The 16,252-nt window shown below is 70.9% G+C and carries 14 protein-coding genes; 9 read left to right on the top strand and 5 right to left on the bottom strand.

What is annotated here, in order from left to right:
• Positions 1-104 precede the first annotated feature (104 nt).
• The 4 genes from ACIGXX_RS28480 (at position 105) to ACIGXX_RS28465 (ending at position 4,826) form a co-directional block, all read left to right on the top strand.
• A complete protein-coding gene (locus ACIGXX_RS28480; protein WP_351165529.1) occupies positions 105-1,658 on the top strand; it encodes a multicopper oxidase domain-containing protein in 1,554 nt (517 codons plus the stop codon).
• A gap of 276 nt (positions 1,659-1,934) precedes the next feature.
• Complete coding sequence (locus ACIGXX_RS28475; RefSeq protein ID WP_383822999.1) at positions 1,935-2,711, top strand: thioesterase II family protein; 777 nt, start codon at positions 1,935-1,937, stop codon at positions 2,709-2,711.
• Positions 2,712-2,799: 88 nt separating this feature from the next.
• Complete coding sequence (locus ACIGXX_RS28470; RefSeq protein WP_351165524.1) at positions 2,800-3,069, top strand: acyl carrier protein; 270 nt, start codon at positions 2,800-2,802, stop codon at positions 3,067-3,069.
• A 263-nt stretch (positions 3,070-3,332) separates the two neighbouring features.
• A complete protein-coding gene (locus ACIGXX_RS28465) occupies positions 3,333-4,826 on the top strand; it encodes an oligopeptide:H+ symporter (RefSeq protein ID WP_351165522.1) in 1,494 nt (497 codons plus the stop codon).
• 27 nt (positions 4,827-4,853) lie between these two features.
• Here ACIGXX_RS28465 and ACIGXX_RS28460 read toward each other — a convergent pair whose 3' ends face one another.
• Genes ACIGXX_RS28460 through ACIGXX_RS28450 form a run of 3 tightly spaced genes read right to left on the bottom strand, consistent with a single transcriptional unit; the run spans position 4,854 to position 8,960 of the window.
• The gene (locus ACIGXX_RS28460) at positions 4,854-6,089 is read right to left on the bottom strand and encodes a cytochrome P450 (RefSeq protein WP_399979825.1); all 1,236 of its coding nucleotides are present in this window, start codon (positions 6,087-6,089) and stop codon (positions 4,854-4,856) included.
• The gene (locus ACIGXX_RS28455) at positions 6,086-7,738 is read right to left on the bottom strand and encodes an FAD-dependent monooxygenase (RefSeq protein WP_399979822.1); all 1,653 of its coding nucleotides are present in this window, start codon (positions 7,736-7,738) and stop codon (positions 6,086-6,088) included. Before ACIGXX_RS28455 ends, ACIGXX_RS28460 begins: the two co-directional genes overlap by 4 nt.
• A 4-nt stretch (positions 7,739-7,742) precedes the next feature.
• The gene (locus ACIGXX_RS28450; RefSeq protein ID WP_399979819.1) at positions 7,743-8,960 is read right to left on the bottom strand and encodes an aminotransferase class I/II-fold pyridoxal phosphate-dependent enzyme; all 1,218 of its coding nucleotides are present in this window, start codon (positions 8,958-8,960) and stop codon (positions 7,743-7,745) included.
• Positions 8,961-9,304: 344 nt separating this feature from the next.
• On the opposite strand from ACIGXX_RS28450, the gene ACIGXX_RS28445 reads away from it, so the two are divergent.
• The gene (locus tag ACIGXX_RS28445; protein ID WP_399979816.1) at positions 9,305-10,249 is read left to right on the top strand and encodes a methyltransferase; all 945 of its coding nucleotides are present in this window, start codon (positions 9,305-9,307) and stop codon (positions 10,247-10,249) included.
• 90 nt (positions 10,250-10,339) lie between these two features.
• On the opposite strand, the gene asnB is transcribed toward ACIGXX_RS28445, so the two are convergent.
• Complete coding sequence (asnB, locus tag ACIGXX_RS28440; RefSeq protein WP_399979813.1) at positions 10,340-12,202, bottom strand: asparagine synthase (glutamine-hydrolyzing); 1,863 nt, start codon at positions 12,200-12,202, stop codon at positions 10,340-10,342.
• Positions 12,203-12,301: 99 nt separating this feature from the next.
• The gene (locus ACIGXX_RS28435) at positions 12,302-13,816 is read right to left on the bottom strand and encodes an FAD-dependent oxidoreductase (protein ID WP_399979810.1); all 1,515 of its coding nucleotides are present in this window, start codon (positions 13,814-13,816) and stop codon (positions 12,302-12,304) included.
• A gap of 263 nt (positions 13,817-14,079) precedes the next feature.
• Here ACIGXX_RS28435 and ACIGXX_RS28430 point away from each other — a divergent pair, with 263 nt between their 5' ends.
• The 4 genes from ACIGXX_RS28430 to ACIGXX_RS28415 are packed head-to-tail and all read left to right on the top strand — an operon-like array spanning position 14,080 to position 16,239.
• A complete protein-coding gene (locus tag ACIGXX_RS28430) occupies positions 14,080-14,733 on the top strand; it encodes a SchA/CurD-like domain-containing protein (RefSeq protein ID WP_361470198.1) in 654 nt (217 codons plus the stop codon).
• Complete coding sequence (locus ACIGXX_RS28425) at positions 14,730-15,110, top strand: antibiotic biosynthesis monooxygenase family protein (protein WP_399979807.1); 381 nt, start codon at positions 14,730-14,732, stop codon at positions 15,108-15,110. Before ACIGXX_RS28430 ends, ACIGXX_RS28425 begins: the two co-directional genes overlap by 4 nt.
• On the top strand, positions 15,107-15,844 hold the full coding sequence (locus ACIGXX_RS28420) for an SDR family NAD(P)-dependent oxidoreductase (protein WP_399979804.1): 738 nt from the start codon (positions 15,107-15,109) through the stop codon (positions 15,842-15,844). The genes ACIGXX_RS28425 and ACIGXX_RS28420 overlap by 4 nt, the downstream gene beginning before the upstream one ends.
• Entirely contained in the window at positions 15,844-16,239 is a 396-nt protein-coding gene (locus tag ACIGXX_RS28415) for a SchA/CurD-like domain-containing protein (RefSeq protein ID WP_351165501.1), read from the top strand. The genes ACIGXX_RS28420 and ACIGXX_RS28415 overlap by 1 nt, the downstream gene beginning before the upstream one ends.
• Positions 16,240-16,252 lie beyond the last annotated feature (13 nt).

The raw sequence follows: 16,252 nt of genomic DNA, 5'->3' as shown, positions 1-16,252 counted from the left end.
CCCCGCTGCGGCCGGCCAGTCGGGCACGACCGAGAATCCAGCGGGACTCGAGCGGCTCAACGGATCATGGTCTCGTTCCTCGACTTGCCGATGGAGAGCGCACTATGGCCACAGTCCGACGCCGGGTCCTTCTCTCCGTCGGAGGTGTCGCCCTGGTCGGCGGCGCGGGTTGGGGGGTGAACTGGCTGACCGCGTACAGCAGATACGAGCAGAGCAATGTCGGCAAGCTCAGCTTCCGCAACCGGCTGAAGTTCCCCGAACTGATCGACCCGAAGCCCGACGGCGCGGGCCGTCGCCACTACTCCCTGCGGCTCGCCCCGGGCACCAGGACGTTCCGGCGGGGCCAGAAGACCGACACCTGGGGCGCGAACGGCAGCTACCTCGCACCCACCCTGCGGATGCGCGACGGCGACGAGGTCTCGGTCGCCGTGGCCAACAAGCTCCCGGAGCGGACCACCCTGCACTGGCACGGCATGCATCTGCCGGCCGCGATGGACGGCGGCCCGCACCAGATGATCGAGCGCGACAGCACCTGGCGCCCGCGCTGGTCCGTGCACCAGCCCGCGGCCACCCTCTGGTACCACCCGCATCCGCATGGCTCCACGGGCAAGCACGTCTACCGGGGCGTCGCCGGGATGATCATCGTGGACGACGAACACTCCAAGTCCGCCGGATTACCCACCACTTACGGTGTCGATGATCTGCCTCTGATCATCCAGGACAAGAACTTCCACGACGACGGGCAGTTCGACTTCACCGAGACCTCCTTCAGCGACGACGTGGCCGGTGTGGACAACCGCGGTGTGCTCGGCGACACCATCCTGGTCAACGGCGTCCACGACCCCTACGTCCCGGTCGCCACGGAACGCGTGCGGCTACGCCTGCTCAACGCCTCCAACGCGCGTATCTACCGCATCGGCTTCACCGACGACCGGCCCTTCCACCTGGTCGCCGCCGAGAACGGACTGCTGCGACGGCCGCTCGAACTGACCCGGCTGCGGCTCGCCCCCGGGGAGCGGGCCGAGGTGGTCGTGGCGTTCACGCCCGGTACGAAGACGGTGCTGCGCAGCTTTCCGCCGGACATCAATGTCTCCTGGCCCACGGACCGGTTCCTCGGCGGCGACGACACGTTCGACCTGGTCGAGTTCCGGGCCTCGGCACGGCTGCGGAAGTCGCCCGAGCTGCCCACGCGGTTCGCCGGTGCGCCCCGGCCCATCGAGCTGCCCAAGGACCCGACGGTGCGAAAGCTCTCGTTCGTCGGCGTCCAGATCAACGGCAAGGCGATGGACCTGGCGCGGATCGACGAAGTGGTGCCCGCCGGGGCGACCGAGGTCTGGGAGATCGAGCGCGGCGACGACATGGTGCATGCCGTCCATGTGCACGGCTGCACCTTCAACGTGATCGAGGTGAACGGCGACAAGCCGCCGGCGCACATGACCGGCCCCAAGGACACCGTCTATCTGCCGGTCATCGGCACGGTCCGGCTGGCGGTCAAGTTCGACTCCCTCACCGACACGAAGACGCCGTACATGTTCCACTGCCATGTGCTGCGCCACGAGGACGACGGCATGATGGGCCAGTTCCTGGTCGTCGAACCGGGCACGGAGAAGCAGGTGTCGCGTCGGCTGACGCTCGACGACTCCCACGACTCGCACTGAGAGCGGCGACCGTCGCCGCGCGGTGTTGACCACGGCGACCGCAGTACATTGCCGCGCGCACTGCTGCCCACTGGTGCCCACTGCTGCCCACTGACTGCCCACTGCTGCCGTCCGTAACGCCGCTCGACGTCCCCAGGCTGCCACGAACGACGCGGACAGCTCTGCTCCGCTCCTGCCCAAGCGGCATTCGAGCGGCCTTATAGGGCCCATGGCGACTCTGGTGGCGCGCATCGAGGGCCGCCTGCTTGTGGGGCCACAGCTGCAAGGGGGACAGAGGTGCACCGTTTTCTGGCAGTGCGGCCACCGGCCGACGGGGGCAGGCTGCGGCTGCTCTGCTTCCACCATGCCGGGGCGGGGGCGCAGGCGTTCGCCGGGTGGCAACCACGGGTGGGCCGGGACATCGACGTGCTGCCGATACGGCTGCCCGGCCGGGAGACCCTGCTCAAGGAGCCCCGCATCACCGACGCGGAGCAGCTGGTGCACGAACTCCAGCAGGAACTGGGCCCGTTGCTCGACTCCTCGACCCCGTACGCCTTCTACGGGCACAGCCTCGGGGCGCTCGTCGCCTACCGCCTCACCCAGCATCGGCTGAACGCCGGCCTTCGGCCCGCCCGGCTGTTGCTCGTCGGGGCCTGCGTGGCTCCGCAGCTGCCCGTCGACCTGCTCGACGCACGTGACCCGGCCGAACTCACCGACGAGGAACTGATGGTGGCGTTCAGCGGCGAGCAGTCGCTGCCCGAACCGTTGCGCAGCCGACCGGGACGGCTCGCACTCGTCCTGGCCACCCTCCGCTCCGACCTGCTGCTCGCCCGCAGTCTGCGGTCGGCGCCGGCCGCCGCGCTGCCGTGCTCGCTGCGGGCCTTCGCGGGCCGTGACGACGCCATGGTCTCCACCGCGCAGGTACAGGCCTGGCAGCACTGCACGCGTGCGGACTTCCGCCTGGACTCCGTGCCCGGGACGCACTTCTTCGTCCGCGGCCGTGAACTGCCCCGGCGCATCGGGGAAGTGCTGCGCAGCCCGGCACCCTCCGCACCACCGGTTCCGGCGGGATAGAGAACGCCGCGCCGACCTCGGCGAGAGCGGACCGAACACAAGCAGACGGCACCCCACCCATCGAGATACACCCATCGAAAGGACCGTCATGAGTGACATCACCCTGAGCGACCTCAGTGAGCTGCTCATCGAGAGCATCGGTGCCCCCGACGAGGGGACGACCATCGAGGGCGAGCAGGCCCTGGACACCTCCTTCATGGAGTTCGGCTACGACTCCCTGGCGATGCTCCAGCTCACCGCTCTGGTCAGCCGCAAGTACGGCATCGTGCTCGACGACGACGCCGTCGCCGAGGCCGAGACCCCGCGCCAGCTCCTCGCCGTCATCAACGCGGCCCCACAGGCGGGTTCCGTCCGATGACGGGGCCCGTCACCAGCCTGGCCGGCAAGCGCGTCGCGGCCCGAGCACGGAACGGGTCGCGTCCGGGCGGAGGTTGACCTCGCACCCGGTGACGTCCACCGCGAAGGACCGCACCCGGCCGCCGCTCCCCCGCTCCGCCCGGGGCGGCGAGCGCGGCCGGGGCGCGGGTGTCGAGCCCGCCGGAGAGCTCGGTGGCCGACAGGTTGTGGCCGGCCTCGTGCCGCCAGGGTCTTCCGTACTGCCGAACAGAGGAGTGCACGCCGATGACAGCCGAGCCCGTCACCCGGGGCCCACGCGACGAACAGCCCGAAGAGACCGGACTCCTGGGCCGGCCCCGGTGGTTCACCACCTTGTTCGGCACGGACGTCTGGGAGCGCTTCAGCTTCTACGGGATGTCCGCGATCCTCGTGCTCTACGCGAGCGAGCCGGTGGCCGACGGCGGGCTCGGGCTCTCCGACGACGACGCCGCACTGCTCTTCGGCAGCTACATGGCCGCCGTCTTCCTCTCGTCCGTACCCGGTGGCTGGATCGGCGACCGGCTGCTCGGCTCGTACCGTGCCGTCCTGTACGGCGGCGTGGTCATCGGGCTCGGGCATCTCACCCTGGCCGTGCCCTCCGAGTTCTTCTTCTATCCGGGGCTGCTGCTCGTCGCCCTCGGCACCGGGCTGCTCAAGCCCAACATGGCCAACCTGCTGAGCACCTTCTACGCCCCCGAGGACCGCTCGGGCCGGGACGCCGGATTCGCCGTCTTCTACATGAGCGTCCAGGTCAGCGCGCTGATCGCGCCGCTCATCGTGGGCACGGTGGGTGAGGGCGTCAACTGGCACCTCGGCTTCGGACTCGCCGCGCTCGGCATGGCGCTCGGTCTGATCCAGTACGTCCGCGGCGCCCGCCACTTCGGCGCCAACGGCAAGGTGCCCGAGCGCGCGGCCGCGCCCGCCCAGCGGGCCGCGGTGCTGCGCTGGAGCGGGGCCGCCGCAGGCCTGGTCGCCGTCGGCTACGGCGTGGACGCCGCCTTCGGGACCTTCCAGATCGGCCATGTGATGGCCCTGGTCGGGCTGCTCTGTGTCGTTGCCCCCGCGGCAGCGTTCTGGCGGCTCATCCGCAATCCGCTCCTGACGGCGGCCGAGCGCAGCCGGGTCAAGACCTACATCTGGCTGTTCCTGGTCTCCGCCGTCTTCTGGGGCCTGTTCCTCCAGGGCGGCTCCGTCTTCGCGCTCTTCGCGAAGGACTCCACGGACCGCGACGTGCTCGGCTTCACCATCCCCGCGAGCTGGTTCCAGTCCACCATTCCCCTGTTCGTGCTGCTCACCGCCCCGTTCTTCGCCCGGGCGTGGCAGCGGGCCGGCGAACGCCTCGACACCGCCGTCAAGTTCGCCGTCGGCATGGGCTGTACCGGCGCCGCCTACCTGGTGCTCGCGGCGGCCGCGCTGCTGGTCGCGAACACGGGCGAGCCGGTGTCACCGCTGTGGCTCGTGGTCTCCTTCCTGCTCCTCGCCTGCGGCGAGGTGTCGTTCGGGCCGGTCGGCATGAGCGCCACCACCGCGATCGCCCCGGCCACCTTCGTCAGCCAGATGGTCGCCCTGTTCTGGCTCGCGGGCGCCCTCGGCGGCGGTCTCGGCGGCAACGCCCTCAAGGTCTCCGGCGAGGAGGCCCCCGGCGCCGGATACTTCCTCTCGGTCGGCGCCGTGGCCCTGCTCGTCGGCGCGATCCTGCTGCTGGTCCGCCGTCCGCTCACCCGCAAGCTCGGGGTGTGAGCGGTACGGCGGGCCGCACGCCCCTCGTTACCAGGTGACGGGCAGGGACTTGGGGCAGCGGATCGGCTTGGCGGTGTTCCATTCCAGTTCGTCCAGGGGCACCGCCGGGCGCAGCGTCGGATGGCGGCGCAGCAGGGTGCCGAGCGCCACGCCGATCTGGAGGCGGGCCAGATGGGCGCCCATGCAACGGTGCGGGCCGTGCCCGAAGGCGAGGTGCGAGGCGCCGCGGTCCACCTCGAAGCGGTACGGATCGAAGAGGTCCGGGTGCTCGTACACCGCCGTGTCGCGGTTGGCCGACGTGGTGGACGGCAGCACCGCCTCGCCCGCCCGGATCACCGTCCCCGACAGCTCCACGTCCTCCGTGGCGACCCGCAGGGTTCCGCCGGTCATGGCGATGGGGACATAGCGCAGCAGTTCCTCGACGACGGGCTCGCGCAGCCGGTCGCCCTCGTACAACTCGCCCCACTCTTCGGGGTGTTCGCTCCCGTAGGCGAGCAGCACGTTCAGCGAACCGGCGATCTGCGCGGCGACGGTCTCATACCCGGCGACCAGCAACGTGGTGGCGAAGGTGCACAGCTCCGCATGGCTGAGCCGCCCGTCCTCGTGTGCCGCGACCAGCGCGCCGAACACGTCGTCGGTCGGCCGGCGCCTGCGACGCTCCACCAGTGCCGCGAAGTAGGTGTCGAGCTGCTGGGCCGCCTCGGTGGACCGGGCGGCGTGCTCCGGACTCAGGGTCAGATACGCCTCGGTCCAGTCCCGGAACTGGTCGCGCTCCTCCTCGGGCAGCCCCAGCAACTCGCAGATCACGATCAGCGGCAGCGGTTGCGCCAGGCCTGCGACCAGGTCGGCGGGCCGGTGCGCCATGGCCTCGTCCAGCAGACCGCGGGTGATGACACCGATACGTTCCCCCAGCACGTCGAGCCGCCGCGGCGAGAAGGCGCCGCCGAGCGCCCGGCGCAGCCGGGAGTGCTCGGGCGGGTCCATGGTGGTGATGGAGTTGGGGTCGAGCGGGATGTTGCGGGCCCGCGGAGCGCCCTTTCCGGCGGCCGCGGAACGGCTGAACCGGCTGTCGGAGAAGACCTTCAGGTTGTCGGCGTACGTGGTGACGAGCCAGCCGCGGTCACCGGACGGCAGCCGCACCGGGGCCACCGGGCACCCGGCGCGCAGCCGGGCGAGGTCCGGCGGCGGGGCGGCGGGGTCGGGGCTGGACAGGGGGAAGCTCAGCGGTGCTTCGGTGACGTGGGCGGGCTCGGTGGAGGTCATGCGGGTACTCCCTGCGCGGAGGTGTCCCGGTGGGTGAGGCGCGCCAGGGCCGCGGACAGCTCCTGGGCGGGCAGGCCCGACGGGGTGCCCGGCCAGCGCCATCCCACGAACCCGTCCGGCCGGACCAGGACGGCCCCGTCGTCTCCCACGCCGTACTGCGCCTGGAACTTCTTGGCCGCCTCGTCACCGGACGGCAGCTGGCACGCCCGCAGCCGGGCTCCCCCGCCGCACGCCTCCGTGACGGCGCGCACCCAGCGGGAATCGCTCGTCACCAGGACGAACTCGGTGCCGTAGCGGTCCAGCAGCGACCGGCCGCCGGGCAGGGGCACGTGCGGGGCGCGCGTACCGGGTGCGCCGGACCAGCGGTCGGCGGGCAGGAAGGTCTCACCGGCGGCGGTGTCCCCGGACGTGGCACCGTCCCCGGAGGCATCGCCGGTGTCCCGCGCGGTGGACGCGTACTGGTACCCGAGCATCACCGCCGCGTCGTCGGCCAGCCCGGGGGGCGGACCGCCGTCGCCGCCCTTGCGGCCCCGGTCCTTGGAGCGCAGTACGGCCTGTTCCACGGTGGCCGTGCTCACCGGGCGCCGCTCGGCCTCGTAGGTGTCCAGCAGTCCTGGCCCGGCTTCGCCGCGCAGTACGGCGGCCAGCTTCCAGGCGAGGTTGTGCGCGTCCTGGATGCCGGTGTTGGAGCCGAACGCACCGGTGGGCGGCATCACATGAGCCGCGTCGCCGGCCAGGAACAGCGTGCCCTCGCGCCAGCGCGTGGCCACCCGCCCCGCGGACTCCCAGGGCAGCACGCCCTGGAGCTCGACATCGAGCGCGGGCACACCGGTGGCCTTGCGGATCAGCTCGACGCATGCGTCCGGCTCGAAGCGGTGCTTCTCCGTCTCCCAGTCGGGCCCGATGGGGACGTGCAGCAGCCAGCGGCGGTGGTTGTCGATGGGCAACAGGGCGCCCTGGAAGTCCTGTTGCCTGAGGTAGCACATCACGAAGCGGCGGTCGCGCAGCGGCTCGGTGAGATCGGCGTGGAAGTAGATGTTGGCGAAGTGCGCCAAGGTGCCGGGCCCTTCGAAGGCGATGTCGCGGGCCTTGCGCAGCGGGCTGTGTGCGCCGTCGGCCGCGACCACGTACGCGAAGGAGATCTGGAATTCCGTACCGGCACGAACATCACGCACGGTCGCCACGTCGCCCTCAAGGGCGGTGAGTTCATGGCCGAAGAGCAGCCGTGAGCCCAGATCGCGGGCGCGGTCGGCGAGCAGCGGCTCCAGTTCGTCCTGATCGCACAGCGCCCACGAGGTGGGGCTGATGTCGCTCCAGGCTTCGGGCCGGGGGTCGGCGGTATGCGCGCCGTCCATCCGGCCGAACTCCTCGCCGGCCAGATCGTGTGCGGCCACGATGCCGTGATTGGCGGCGAGCGCCACCGCGGACTCGGTGGCGCGGATCGCTTCCTCCAGGCCCGCGGCGCGCAGGATTTCCATGGAGCGGACGTTCACACCGCGGGCCCGGGGGTGGGTGCTGGTGGTCGCGTGCCGCTCCACCAGGACATTTGCGATGCCCCGCTGGGACAGGAACAGCGACATGGACAGACCGACGATCCCGCCGCCGATGACCAGCACCGGGGTGTACGCGGACGTGCCTGTTGCGGTCATGGAATTACCTCACCTGGCCGATTTCCGACGGAATGGAAGCTGTGGTGTACGGCGCCGGCATCGGACGCGTCCGGTCCGGCCCGCCCGAGAGCCGCTCGGGCAGATGGCGCGGAAGCCGGGACAGCGCGTCCGCCACCCGGCTCATCTCGAGATCGGTGGGCGCGACGATCCGCAGGCCGGGCACCCGCCCGGGGCTGGTTCCCGAGAAGATCCGGACCACGACGCCCTGTTCGGCCAGCTGGTCGTAGACCTCGTGCGCCTGCTGCGCGTCGTCCGTGTGGACGAAGCGGAAGTGGACGGGCGCGCCGGTGACCACCGCGTCGCCGAAGCGCTCGCACAGGAGGTCCTCCATCTGCTGCCCGGCATCCAGCAACCGGGTGCGGGTGGCCGCGGCCCAGGACCGTTCGCCGAGCGCGGCAGTGGCCACGGCCGCGTCGAGATAGGACAGCGGCCAGTTCGGCAGCCGCCGCCGCACGGCCTCGCGCAGCACGTCGTTGCGCGTCCACAGAGCGCCGGTGCGCACCCCCGCGATGCCGAACAGCTTGTTCGGCGACTGGAGCACCACGACGTTGTCCAGCCCGCACCGCGTCATGGACAGCGAGGAGTCCGCCATGAAATCGGCGTACGCCTCGTCCACGATCAGGGTCGCCTCGGGATTGGCCCGGCAGATCCGTACCAGTTCGTCCCGGGGAATGTAGAGCCCCAGCGGATTATTGGGGTTGGACAGCACCACGAACCGGCGCTCGCGCATGGCCGTCGCCACCCGCTCCGTGCGCCCGCGCACGGAGTCGCGCACGACGTCGATCCGGCCTGTTCCGGACCCGGCGCCCGAACCGCCTCCGGGGCCGAGGTGCCGGGGGAACAGCCGAATGGTGTCGGTGTAGTCCGGAGTGATCACCACGCTGTCCTGCGCGTACAACTGCGCGAGGACCGTGAGGAATTCGGTGATCCCCCGCCCCACCAGAAGGTCGTCGGGCGCGACGTCCAGATACTCGGCATAGGCGGCGGTGAACTGCTCCGAGGCGTCGTACGGATGCGTCCGCAGGGCCCGGGCGTCCACGTTCGCCAACGCCTTTTCCACGGCGGGGGGCGGCCCGTAGCGATTGACGCAGGTGCCCAGATCGAGAAGGTCCCGGTCGGAGGGCAGATGTCGCAGATCGCCCCCTTGGCGCTCGGCCGCCCCGGCGGAGGCGTCGGGATGGGAAACGGGCGTGCGCGTCATGATGCTCTCCTAGGTCGTCTTCCTCGGAAACCGTCGTGAACGGCCGCCGAGCGGCGGACACCGCCGCACCGGCCCGATGGTTTCCCGCCTCTCTCGACGCCTCTTCGAGTAATCCCAAACCCGCCCGCACGCGGCCCCCGTCCGCCGGGGCACTCCATGCCCGGTCAAGCAGCGCCCGTCCGCTCCTTGAGCCCACCTGCGCATGCTGCGCGGGACCCCATCCACGAAGGGACCCGCCGATGGCAAAGCCGACGCAAACGACGAGGACCACGCGAACGTTCTCGCCCCCGTCAGACCGACTGGCCGACAACGTAGGAGCAGGCCTGGTCCCCGTACTGGACGCGGTGGCCGCAGGAACCGCGGTCCAGGTGTTCGCCGCCGCGGTCGAGCTGGATGTCTTCGGCGCGCTCGCCGAGGCCCCGGTCACCACCGAGGAGATCCAGCGCCGCCTGGGGCTGCACCCCCGCCCGCTCCCCGATTTCCTCGACGCGCTCACCGCCATGGGCCTGCTCGTACGCGGCCCCGACGGCTACCGTGCCACCGCCGCGGCCCGGCTCCACCTCAGCGCCACCGCACCGGAGTTCATCGGCGCCTTCGTGACCGCCGGTCCCGCCCCGGAGCTGGTGGGCCTGCTGCGCACCGGCCACCTGGCGGAGCGGCCCGGCGAGGAGGACGGCGCGGGCGGAGACCCGTACGCCGACCCGGGCGCGGCCCACGCCTTCATCGCGTTCATGGACTCCATGAACGCGATGATCTCGGACGAGCTCGACGAGGCCATCGACTGGAAGAGCTACACCTCCTTCGTCGATGTGGACGGCTCACGAGGCGAGTTGGCCCGCCACCTGCTGGCGACATTCCCGCAGCTCACCGGCACCGTCGTGGACCGCCCCGAGGTCGCCGCCGCCTTCGAGGAACACTTCGCCAACGATCCGGCCCGCTCCCGGGTCGCCTTCCACGGCGCGGACGGCGGGCCTCTTCCGCGGGCCGACGTGGTGCTCCTGGGCGGAGTCCTGCACGACATCTCCATGAAGGAACGCGAGGACCTGCTCCGCCGCGCCTACGAAGCGGTCGCCCCCGGCGGTCTGGCCCTGGTCTACGACGTCATGATCGACGACGACCGCACCACCCTCAACCCGCTGCTGGGCAGCCTCCAGATGATGATGACGGTCCCCGAGGGCGGCAAGTACACCCCGTCCCAATGCCGCGAGTGGGTGGCGGCCGCCGGCTTCACCGACCTCGCCACCCAGCCCATGGGCGTGGACACCCTCATCATCGGCCACAAGAACTAGACGAGCGGTCCGGCATGCACGGCGCCCCCTGGAGTCCTCTCCAGGGGGCGCCTCTTTTCGACCCGCACCCGGCTCACCGGCGCAGGATCCTCAGAACGTCACCCGCACTCCGCTCCGCAGCCACACATCGAGGTTGAGCAGCATTTCCACGTCGGACCGGGCCGCCCACGCGCCCGCGCCCGAAGCGAGGCGCTCGGGTGTGCGGGCGACTTCGCGGGCGGCGTCGACGTCGGCGAAGTCGGTGACCGGGGAGGAGGAGTCGGAGAGGACGTCCAGCAGCTGGGCGCAGATGAGTTCGGCGTAGCGGATGTCCTGGGTGACGGGATAAGGGCTCTTGCGACGGTCCAGGATCTCGTCGGGGACGACGCCGCGGAAGGCGGCTCGCAGCAGGCTCTTCTCGCGGCCGTCGAAGCTCTTGATCTCCCAGGGGATGTTGTACGCGTAGTCCACCAGCGCCGGCTCGCAGTAGGGGACGCGGACTTCGAGGCCGCAGGACATGGCCAGCCGGTCGCCGCGGTCGAGCAGGGACGGCAGCCAGCGGGTCATGTGCATGTAGTCGATCTCGCGGATGCGGCGCTGCAGGGCGCTGTCGCCGGGCAGCAGCGGGGTCTCGGCCAGGGTGGCCTCGTACTGGGCCTGCGTGTACGCGGTCAGGTCCAGCTTGTCCAGGAGCGTGCGGTCCAGCAGGCCGCAGCCCAGGCCGCGGCTGGCGCGGCCGTGCAGCTGGCCGACGGCGACCCACGGGAAGGTGGGGGCGTTCATCAGCTCGGGTTTGTGCGACCAGACGAAGCCGGCGAAGACCTCGTCCGCCGTGTCGCCCGACATCGCCACGCCGATGTGCTGCTTGACCTGCTGGAAGAGCAGGTACATCGAGGCGTCCATGTCGCCCAGGGCCGTGGGCTGGTCCTGGCGGTCCACCACGGCGGCGCGCAGGGCGGGGTCGGCCAGCGCCTCGGGGCTCAGTTCGATCTCCGTCAGGTCCAGGTCGAGGCGCTGGCTGAGCAGACGGGCGTAGGCGATGTCGGGGGTGGCGCGTACCTCGTCGGGGCGGAAGTTCTCCGCGTACCCGGTGAAGGTCATGCCGAAGGCGCGCGGCGCCTCGCCCTCCTCGCGCAGCCGGGGCGCGGCCAGGGCGGCGATGGTGCTGGAGTCGATGCCGCCGGAGACGAGGATGCCCCTGGATATGTCGGCGACGAGCTGTTCCGTGATGGTGCCGCCGACCATCTCGCGCACGGTGGCAATGGTGGCGTCGAGGTCGTGGGGGTGCTCGCGGGCGCTCAGCTTCCAGTAGTTGCGCTCGGTGAGCCGTCCGTCCTTGACGTGCAGGATGCTGCCGGGCCGTACCTCGAGGATGTTCTTGAAGATCGAGGTGCCGGGCGTCTTGGCCTGACTGAACAGCTCCCGCAGGCCGTTGTCGTCCACCGCCGGTTCCAGCTCGGGGTGGCAGAACATCACCTTGGGCTCGGAGCCGAAGAGCAGGCCGGTGGAGGTGCGGGCGTAGAAGAGCGGCTTGACGCCCATGTGGTCGCGGATCAGGAGGAGTTCCTGCGACCGGGCGTCCCAGACGGCGAAGGCGAAGATGCCGTGCAGGCGGTGGACGCATTCGGTGCCCCATTCCAGATAGGAGTGGAGCAGCACCTCCGTATCGCTGTTGGTGCGGAAGTGATGGCCCAGGCCACGCAGCTCCTCGCGGAGTTCGCGGTAGTTGTAGATCTCGCCGTTGTAGCAGATCGTCGCGAGGTCACGGCCGTCGTGGGTCACGGTCATCGGCTGCTGGCCGTTCGCCGGGTCGATGACCGAGGTACGGGTGTGCCCGAACGCAACCCGGCCGTTGTGCCAGATGTCCTGCTCGTCTTGTCCGCGGCACAGCATGACCTGGGTCATCCTCGCGATGGACTCCTTGCTGTCCCGGGCGTCAGGGACCCAGTCGATCACTCCGGCTATCCCGCACATGAGGCTCACTCCTCTTCGGAAAAAACGTCCGGCTCATGACCTGACGGAGTATCGGGACGTCAGGTCAACGCGTACTCAAGGCGCGCTCGTCGGGCCGCGTCACCCCCCGCCCGCGACCCGGTCGAAGTATTCGAGCACCGAGCGTTGCGCGGACCTGCCCGCGCCGAACGGAATCTCGGCGCCCACATAACCGTCCGGGCGCACGATCGTGATCATCAGGCGGTTGCAGCCCGCGAGTTGGGCCCGGTTGACCACCCGCGGGTTCAGCGGATGGGTGACGCTGAGCGGCATGCGGGAGGGTGAGAGCACCAGCCACTGGCCCTGGCTCTGCAGCGTGGAGACGGTCCACACTCCGGCGGGCGTGTGGACGGGCCACGACGCGATCCACTGGCCCGCGCAGCCCTCCGCGAACCGCTCGGCCCCCGCGGTGAGCGGGCTCGCCTCGTACGCGGGAGCCGGCTCGGTACGGATGCGGGGGCTGCCCTCGATCAGGATCGGCCCGAGGGTGGCCTCCGGGTCGGCGGCGACCCCGGCGCGCAGCACTCGCTCCCCGCGCTCCATCAGCACCTCGGCGACCTGTCGCCGTTCGACCTCGTAGGTGTCCAACAGCCGTACGGACGCGTGGCGTTGGACGACGGCGGAAAGCTTCCACGCGAGGTTGGCGGCGTCCTGAATCCCCGTGTTCAGTCCGTGGACGGGCATGGGGAAGACCCGGGCGGCCTCGCCCAGGAGGATGACCCGGCCGGTCAGCCACTGCTCGGCGCGGCCCTCGACCGGTGTGTGCCACCACAGGTGCTGGGGGTCGTGCAGCCGCGCCTCGGGGCCGACCACTTCTCTGAACAGCCGCTCCACGTCCCCGAACGAGGGCCGCACGGTGGCGTCCTCGGTGCCGGAGGCGAGGAAGACGCGATGGCGGCCGTCGGCCAGCGGCACCATGCCGACGTGGCTGTACGGGGCGTGGAACAAGTCCTCCCGCTCGGGCGGCAGCTCCACCCCGGAGATGCCGGCGTCCACCTGCCACCACGCGACGCCGTCGTGGCCGCGGACCTTCCAGTCCACTCCGGCGGCGGCCCTGGACAGGCTCTGCGCTCCGTCCGCCGCCACCACCCAGGCCGCCCGCAGCACCTCGGAGCGGCCCTCCGGGGTGCTCAACTCGACGCGGACGCAGTCCTGTTCCTGGTCCAGGACGGTCGCGGTGACACCCTGGCGCACCGGGCAACCGTGCTGCCGGGCGAGCGCCGTGAGGTACTCCTCCTGCTGGTCCTGGCGGACCAGCAGCGGGTAGGGCCACTGCTGGTCATCGGCGTCCTCCAGCAGCGAGACGGCGGCGGTGCGGTCTCCCACGTGGAACACCTTGGAGCGCATCGGTACGCCGTGCGCGCGCAGTTCGTGCGGGGGCTGCCCGAGGCGGGCGTACGCGTACATGGTGCGGCGCCACACGTTGGGGCAGCGGGCGCCGGGTCGGGGGGCGGGGCGGCGCTCGGCCACCTGGCAGCGCACGCCGTATCTGGCGAGGTCCGCGGCGAGCGCGAGACCGGCCGGCCCGGCGCCGATGACCAGGACGTCAAGGTCCGTGTCCGGTAGGGGGTGTGGGTACGGGTCTCGATCGGGCAACGGGATGCTCCTTTCACGGCGTGAGCCGTACGGGGTGGGGCCGATCCTCCCGGGACCGCTCGGAAGCGGCCTCGAACGGAAGTCGCGTCCCAGGGGACCGGTGCGGCTCCCGGACCGTGCCCGCCCTGTGGACCCGTTCCAAGGTCACCCGAACGTCGCTTGAGAACGGCCGTCGAGACTCGGGGTGCCTCAGGAGATCTCAGGAGATCGAACCCGCCACGACCACGAGCAATACGACTCACGAGTGAAAGGTAGGGCGGCACATGGCTCTGTCCGCCATCGCATACAAGGTGAGGCCCGGACTCGACGACGAGATCGCGCGCGTCCTCGCCGACGAGCCCGAGCGACTCGCCCCCTTGTCAGCCACGGGGCTGTTCGCGCAGGGAGACACCGTCATGCGGGTGTTCCACCACCACGACGACGCCGACGACGTGATCCGCGCGATCACCGATCGGGACGCGGCCCGGCTGGCCCCCTACCTCCAGGACGGCGGCGGCCCGGCCCCGATGCTGTGCGTACAGTCCCGCTTCATCGAGGACCGGCCCGCCGGGATGGCCGCGCTGCGCTACCGGGTCAAGTCCGGGCACGCGGAGGACATCCGCAAGGTGTTCGCCGAGGTCCAGGCGGAAGCACGGCCCACCCTGCGCGGGGAGCAGGGCCAGGAGACCGGGGTGATCCTCGGCGTCGGCCTGTTCGTCCACGACGACAACATGATCCGCGTGGTGCTGTTCGACGGTGAACTGGACGACGTGGCCGCCTACATGTCCAAGCGCGGCGGACGCCCGGGCATGGAACAGAAGCTCGCCCCGTACATGGCCGAGGAGCGCCATGTCGAGACGCCCGAGCAGTTCCTGAAGCAGTTCCGCGCCAACACCATGCGCTGTGTCAGCCAGCAGCGGATGCCCGCGCTGTCATGACGGCCCGGCTGGTCGTCTACCACCGGGCGCCCACCGACGACCCGCTCGCGGTGGAGCGCGCCTACCGCCTCTTCCTGCCGGACTTCCGGCCCACACCGGGAGTGCTCGGCGTCGCCCTGCTCCGGCTGGCCAAGGACCCGTACGGCTATGCGGTGATCACCGACTGGGAGGACGCGGACGCGTACGAACGGTGGCGGCAGGGGCCGGCCCACCAGCAGCGGAAGACCCCGCTGCGCCCCTATCAGGACCAGCAGCGCACGCCCTGTTACGAGCTGTACGAGGTGCTGGACCCCGCGCCCGCCGCAGCGCGGGACCTCGCGGCCAAGGACAGTGCGCCCGGCACGGCCCGGGACGCCGACAAGGAGTACCCCTCGTGACCGTAGACACACAGCCCCTGGACGGTGGGCTCAAGGACAAGCGGGTGCTCGTCACCGGCGGCACCCGTGGCATCGGCCGGGCCATCGCTCTCGCCTTCGCCCGGGGCGAGGCCCAGGTGATCACCTGCCACCTCGGCTCCCACGAACCCGACGCCGAACTTCGCCATGCCGTACGGGACATCCACCGCGCCGACGTGTCCAGCGGGCCCGATGTGGCGCGGCTGGCCGGGGCCGTGGCCGAGACCCTGGGCGGCCTCGACGTCCTGGTCAACAACGTGGGCGCGGACGGCGCGGCGCCGCTGGCCAGGCTGGAAGAAGACGAGTGGGCCCGGGTCATGGACCGCAACGCGACCGCCTGCTACCGGGTCACGCGGGCCGCCCTGCCCCTGCTGGGCGAGGGCTCGTCCGTGATCAACATCGGTTCGGCCGCCGCTCTGCGCGGCAGGCCCGCGGCCGCCCACTACGGAGCCGCCAAAGCGGCGCTGATCGGCTTCACCCGTGCGCTGTGCAAGGAACTCGGCCCGCAGGGCGTCCGGGTCAACACCATCGCACCGGGCATGGTCGCCGACGGCACCGAGGACCCGCACGACCCCGTCACCCAGCGGATCGTCGCCCTGACACCGCTGGGGCGGCTCTGCCGCCCCGAGGACGTCGCCGCCGCCGCCCTGTTCCTGGGCAGCGACAGCGCGGCGTTCCTCTCCGGAATCACGCTCAACCTCGATGGAGGAATCTGATGCCGTACGCCGCGATCAGCTACCGGATCAAGCCGGAGAGCCAGGAAGAAGTCGCCGAACTCTTCTCCGGTTTCCAGCGGGTGAGCACCCCGGTGTTCACCGACGACGACGGCCAGGAGGTGGGCCGACTGCTGGGCACCGCCGTCTTCCTCCAGGACGACGTCCTGGTCCGCGTCATCCACTACGAGGGCGACTTCGCGCAGATCGGGCGGCACATGGGCGCCCAGAAGGGCGTCCACATCCTGGAGGAGAAGCTGGCCCCCCACCTGGCCGAGGCCCGGGAGACCGACACCCAGACCGTGGACGGCTTCACCTCGCACTTCCGCTCCTCCGTGATGCGCTGCATCTCCCAGCTCTCCATCGACACCCACCCGCAGGCGCAGAGCCAGAACTGATCGACGAATCTAA

The organism is Streptomyces sp. NPDC055243, from assembly GCF_044544025.1.
Classification (GTDB): Bacteria; Actinomycetota; Actinomycetes; order Streptomycetales; family Streptomycetaceae; genus Streptomyces.
This window is presented reverse-complemented; position numbering and strand designations above follow the sequence as displayed.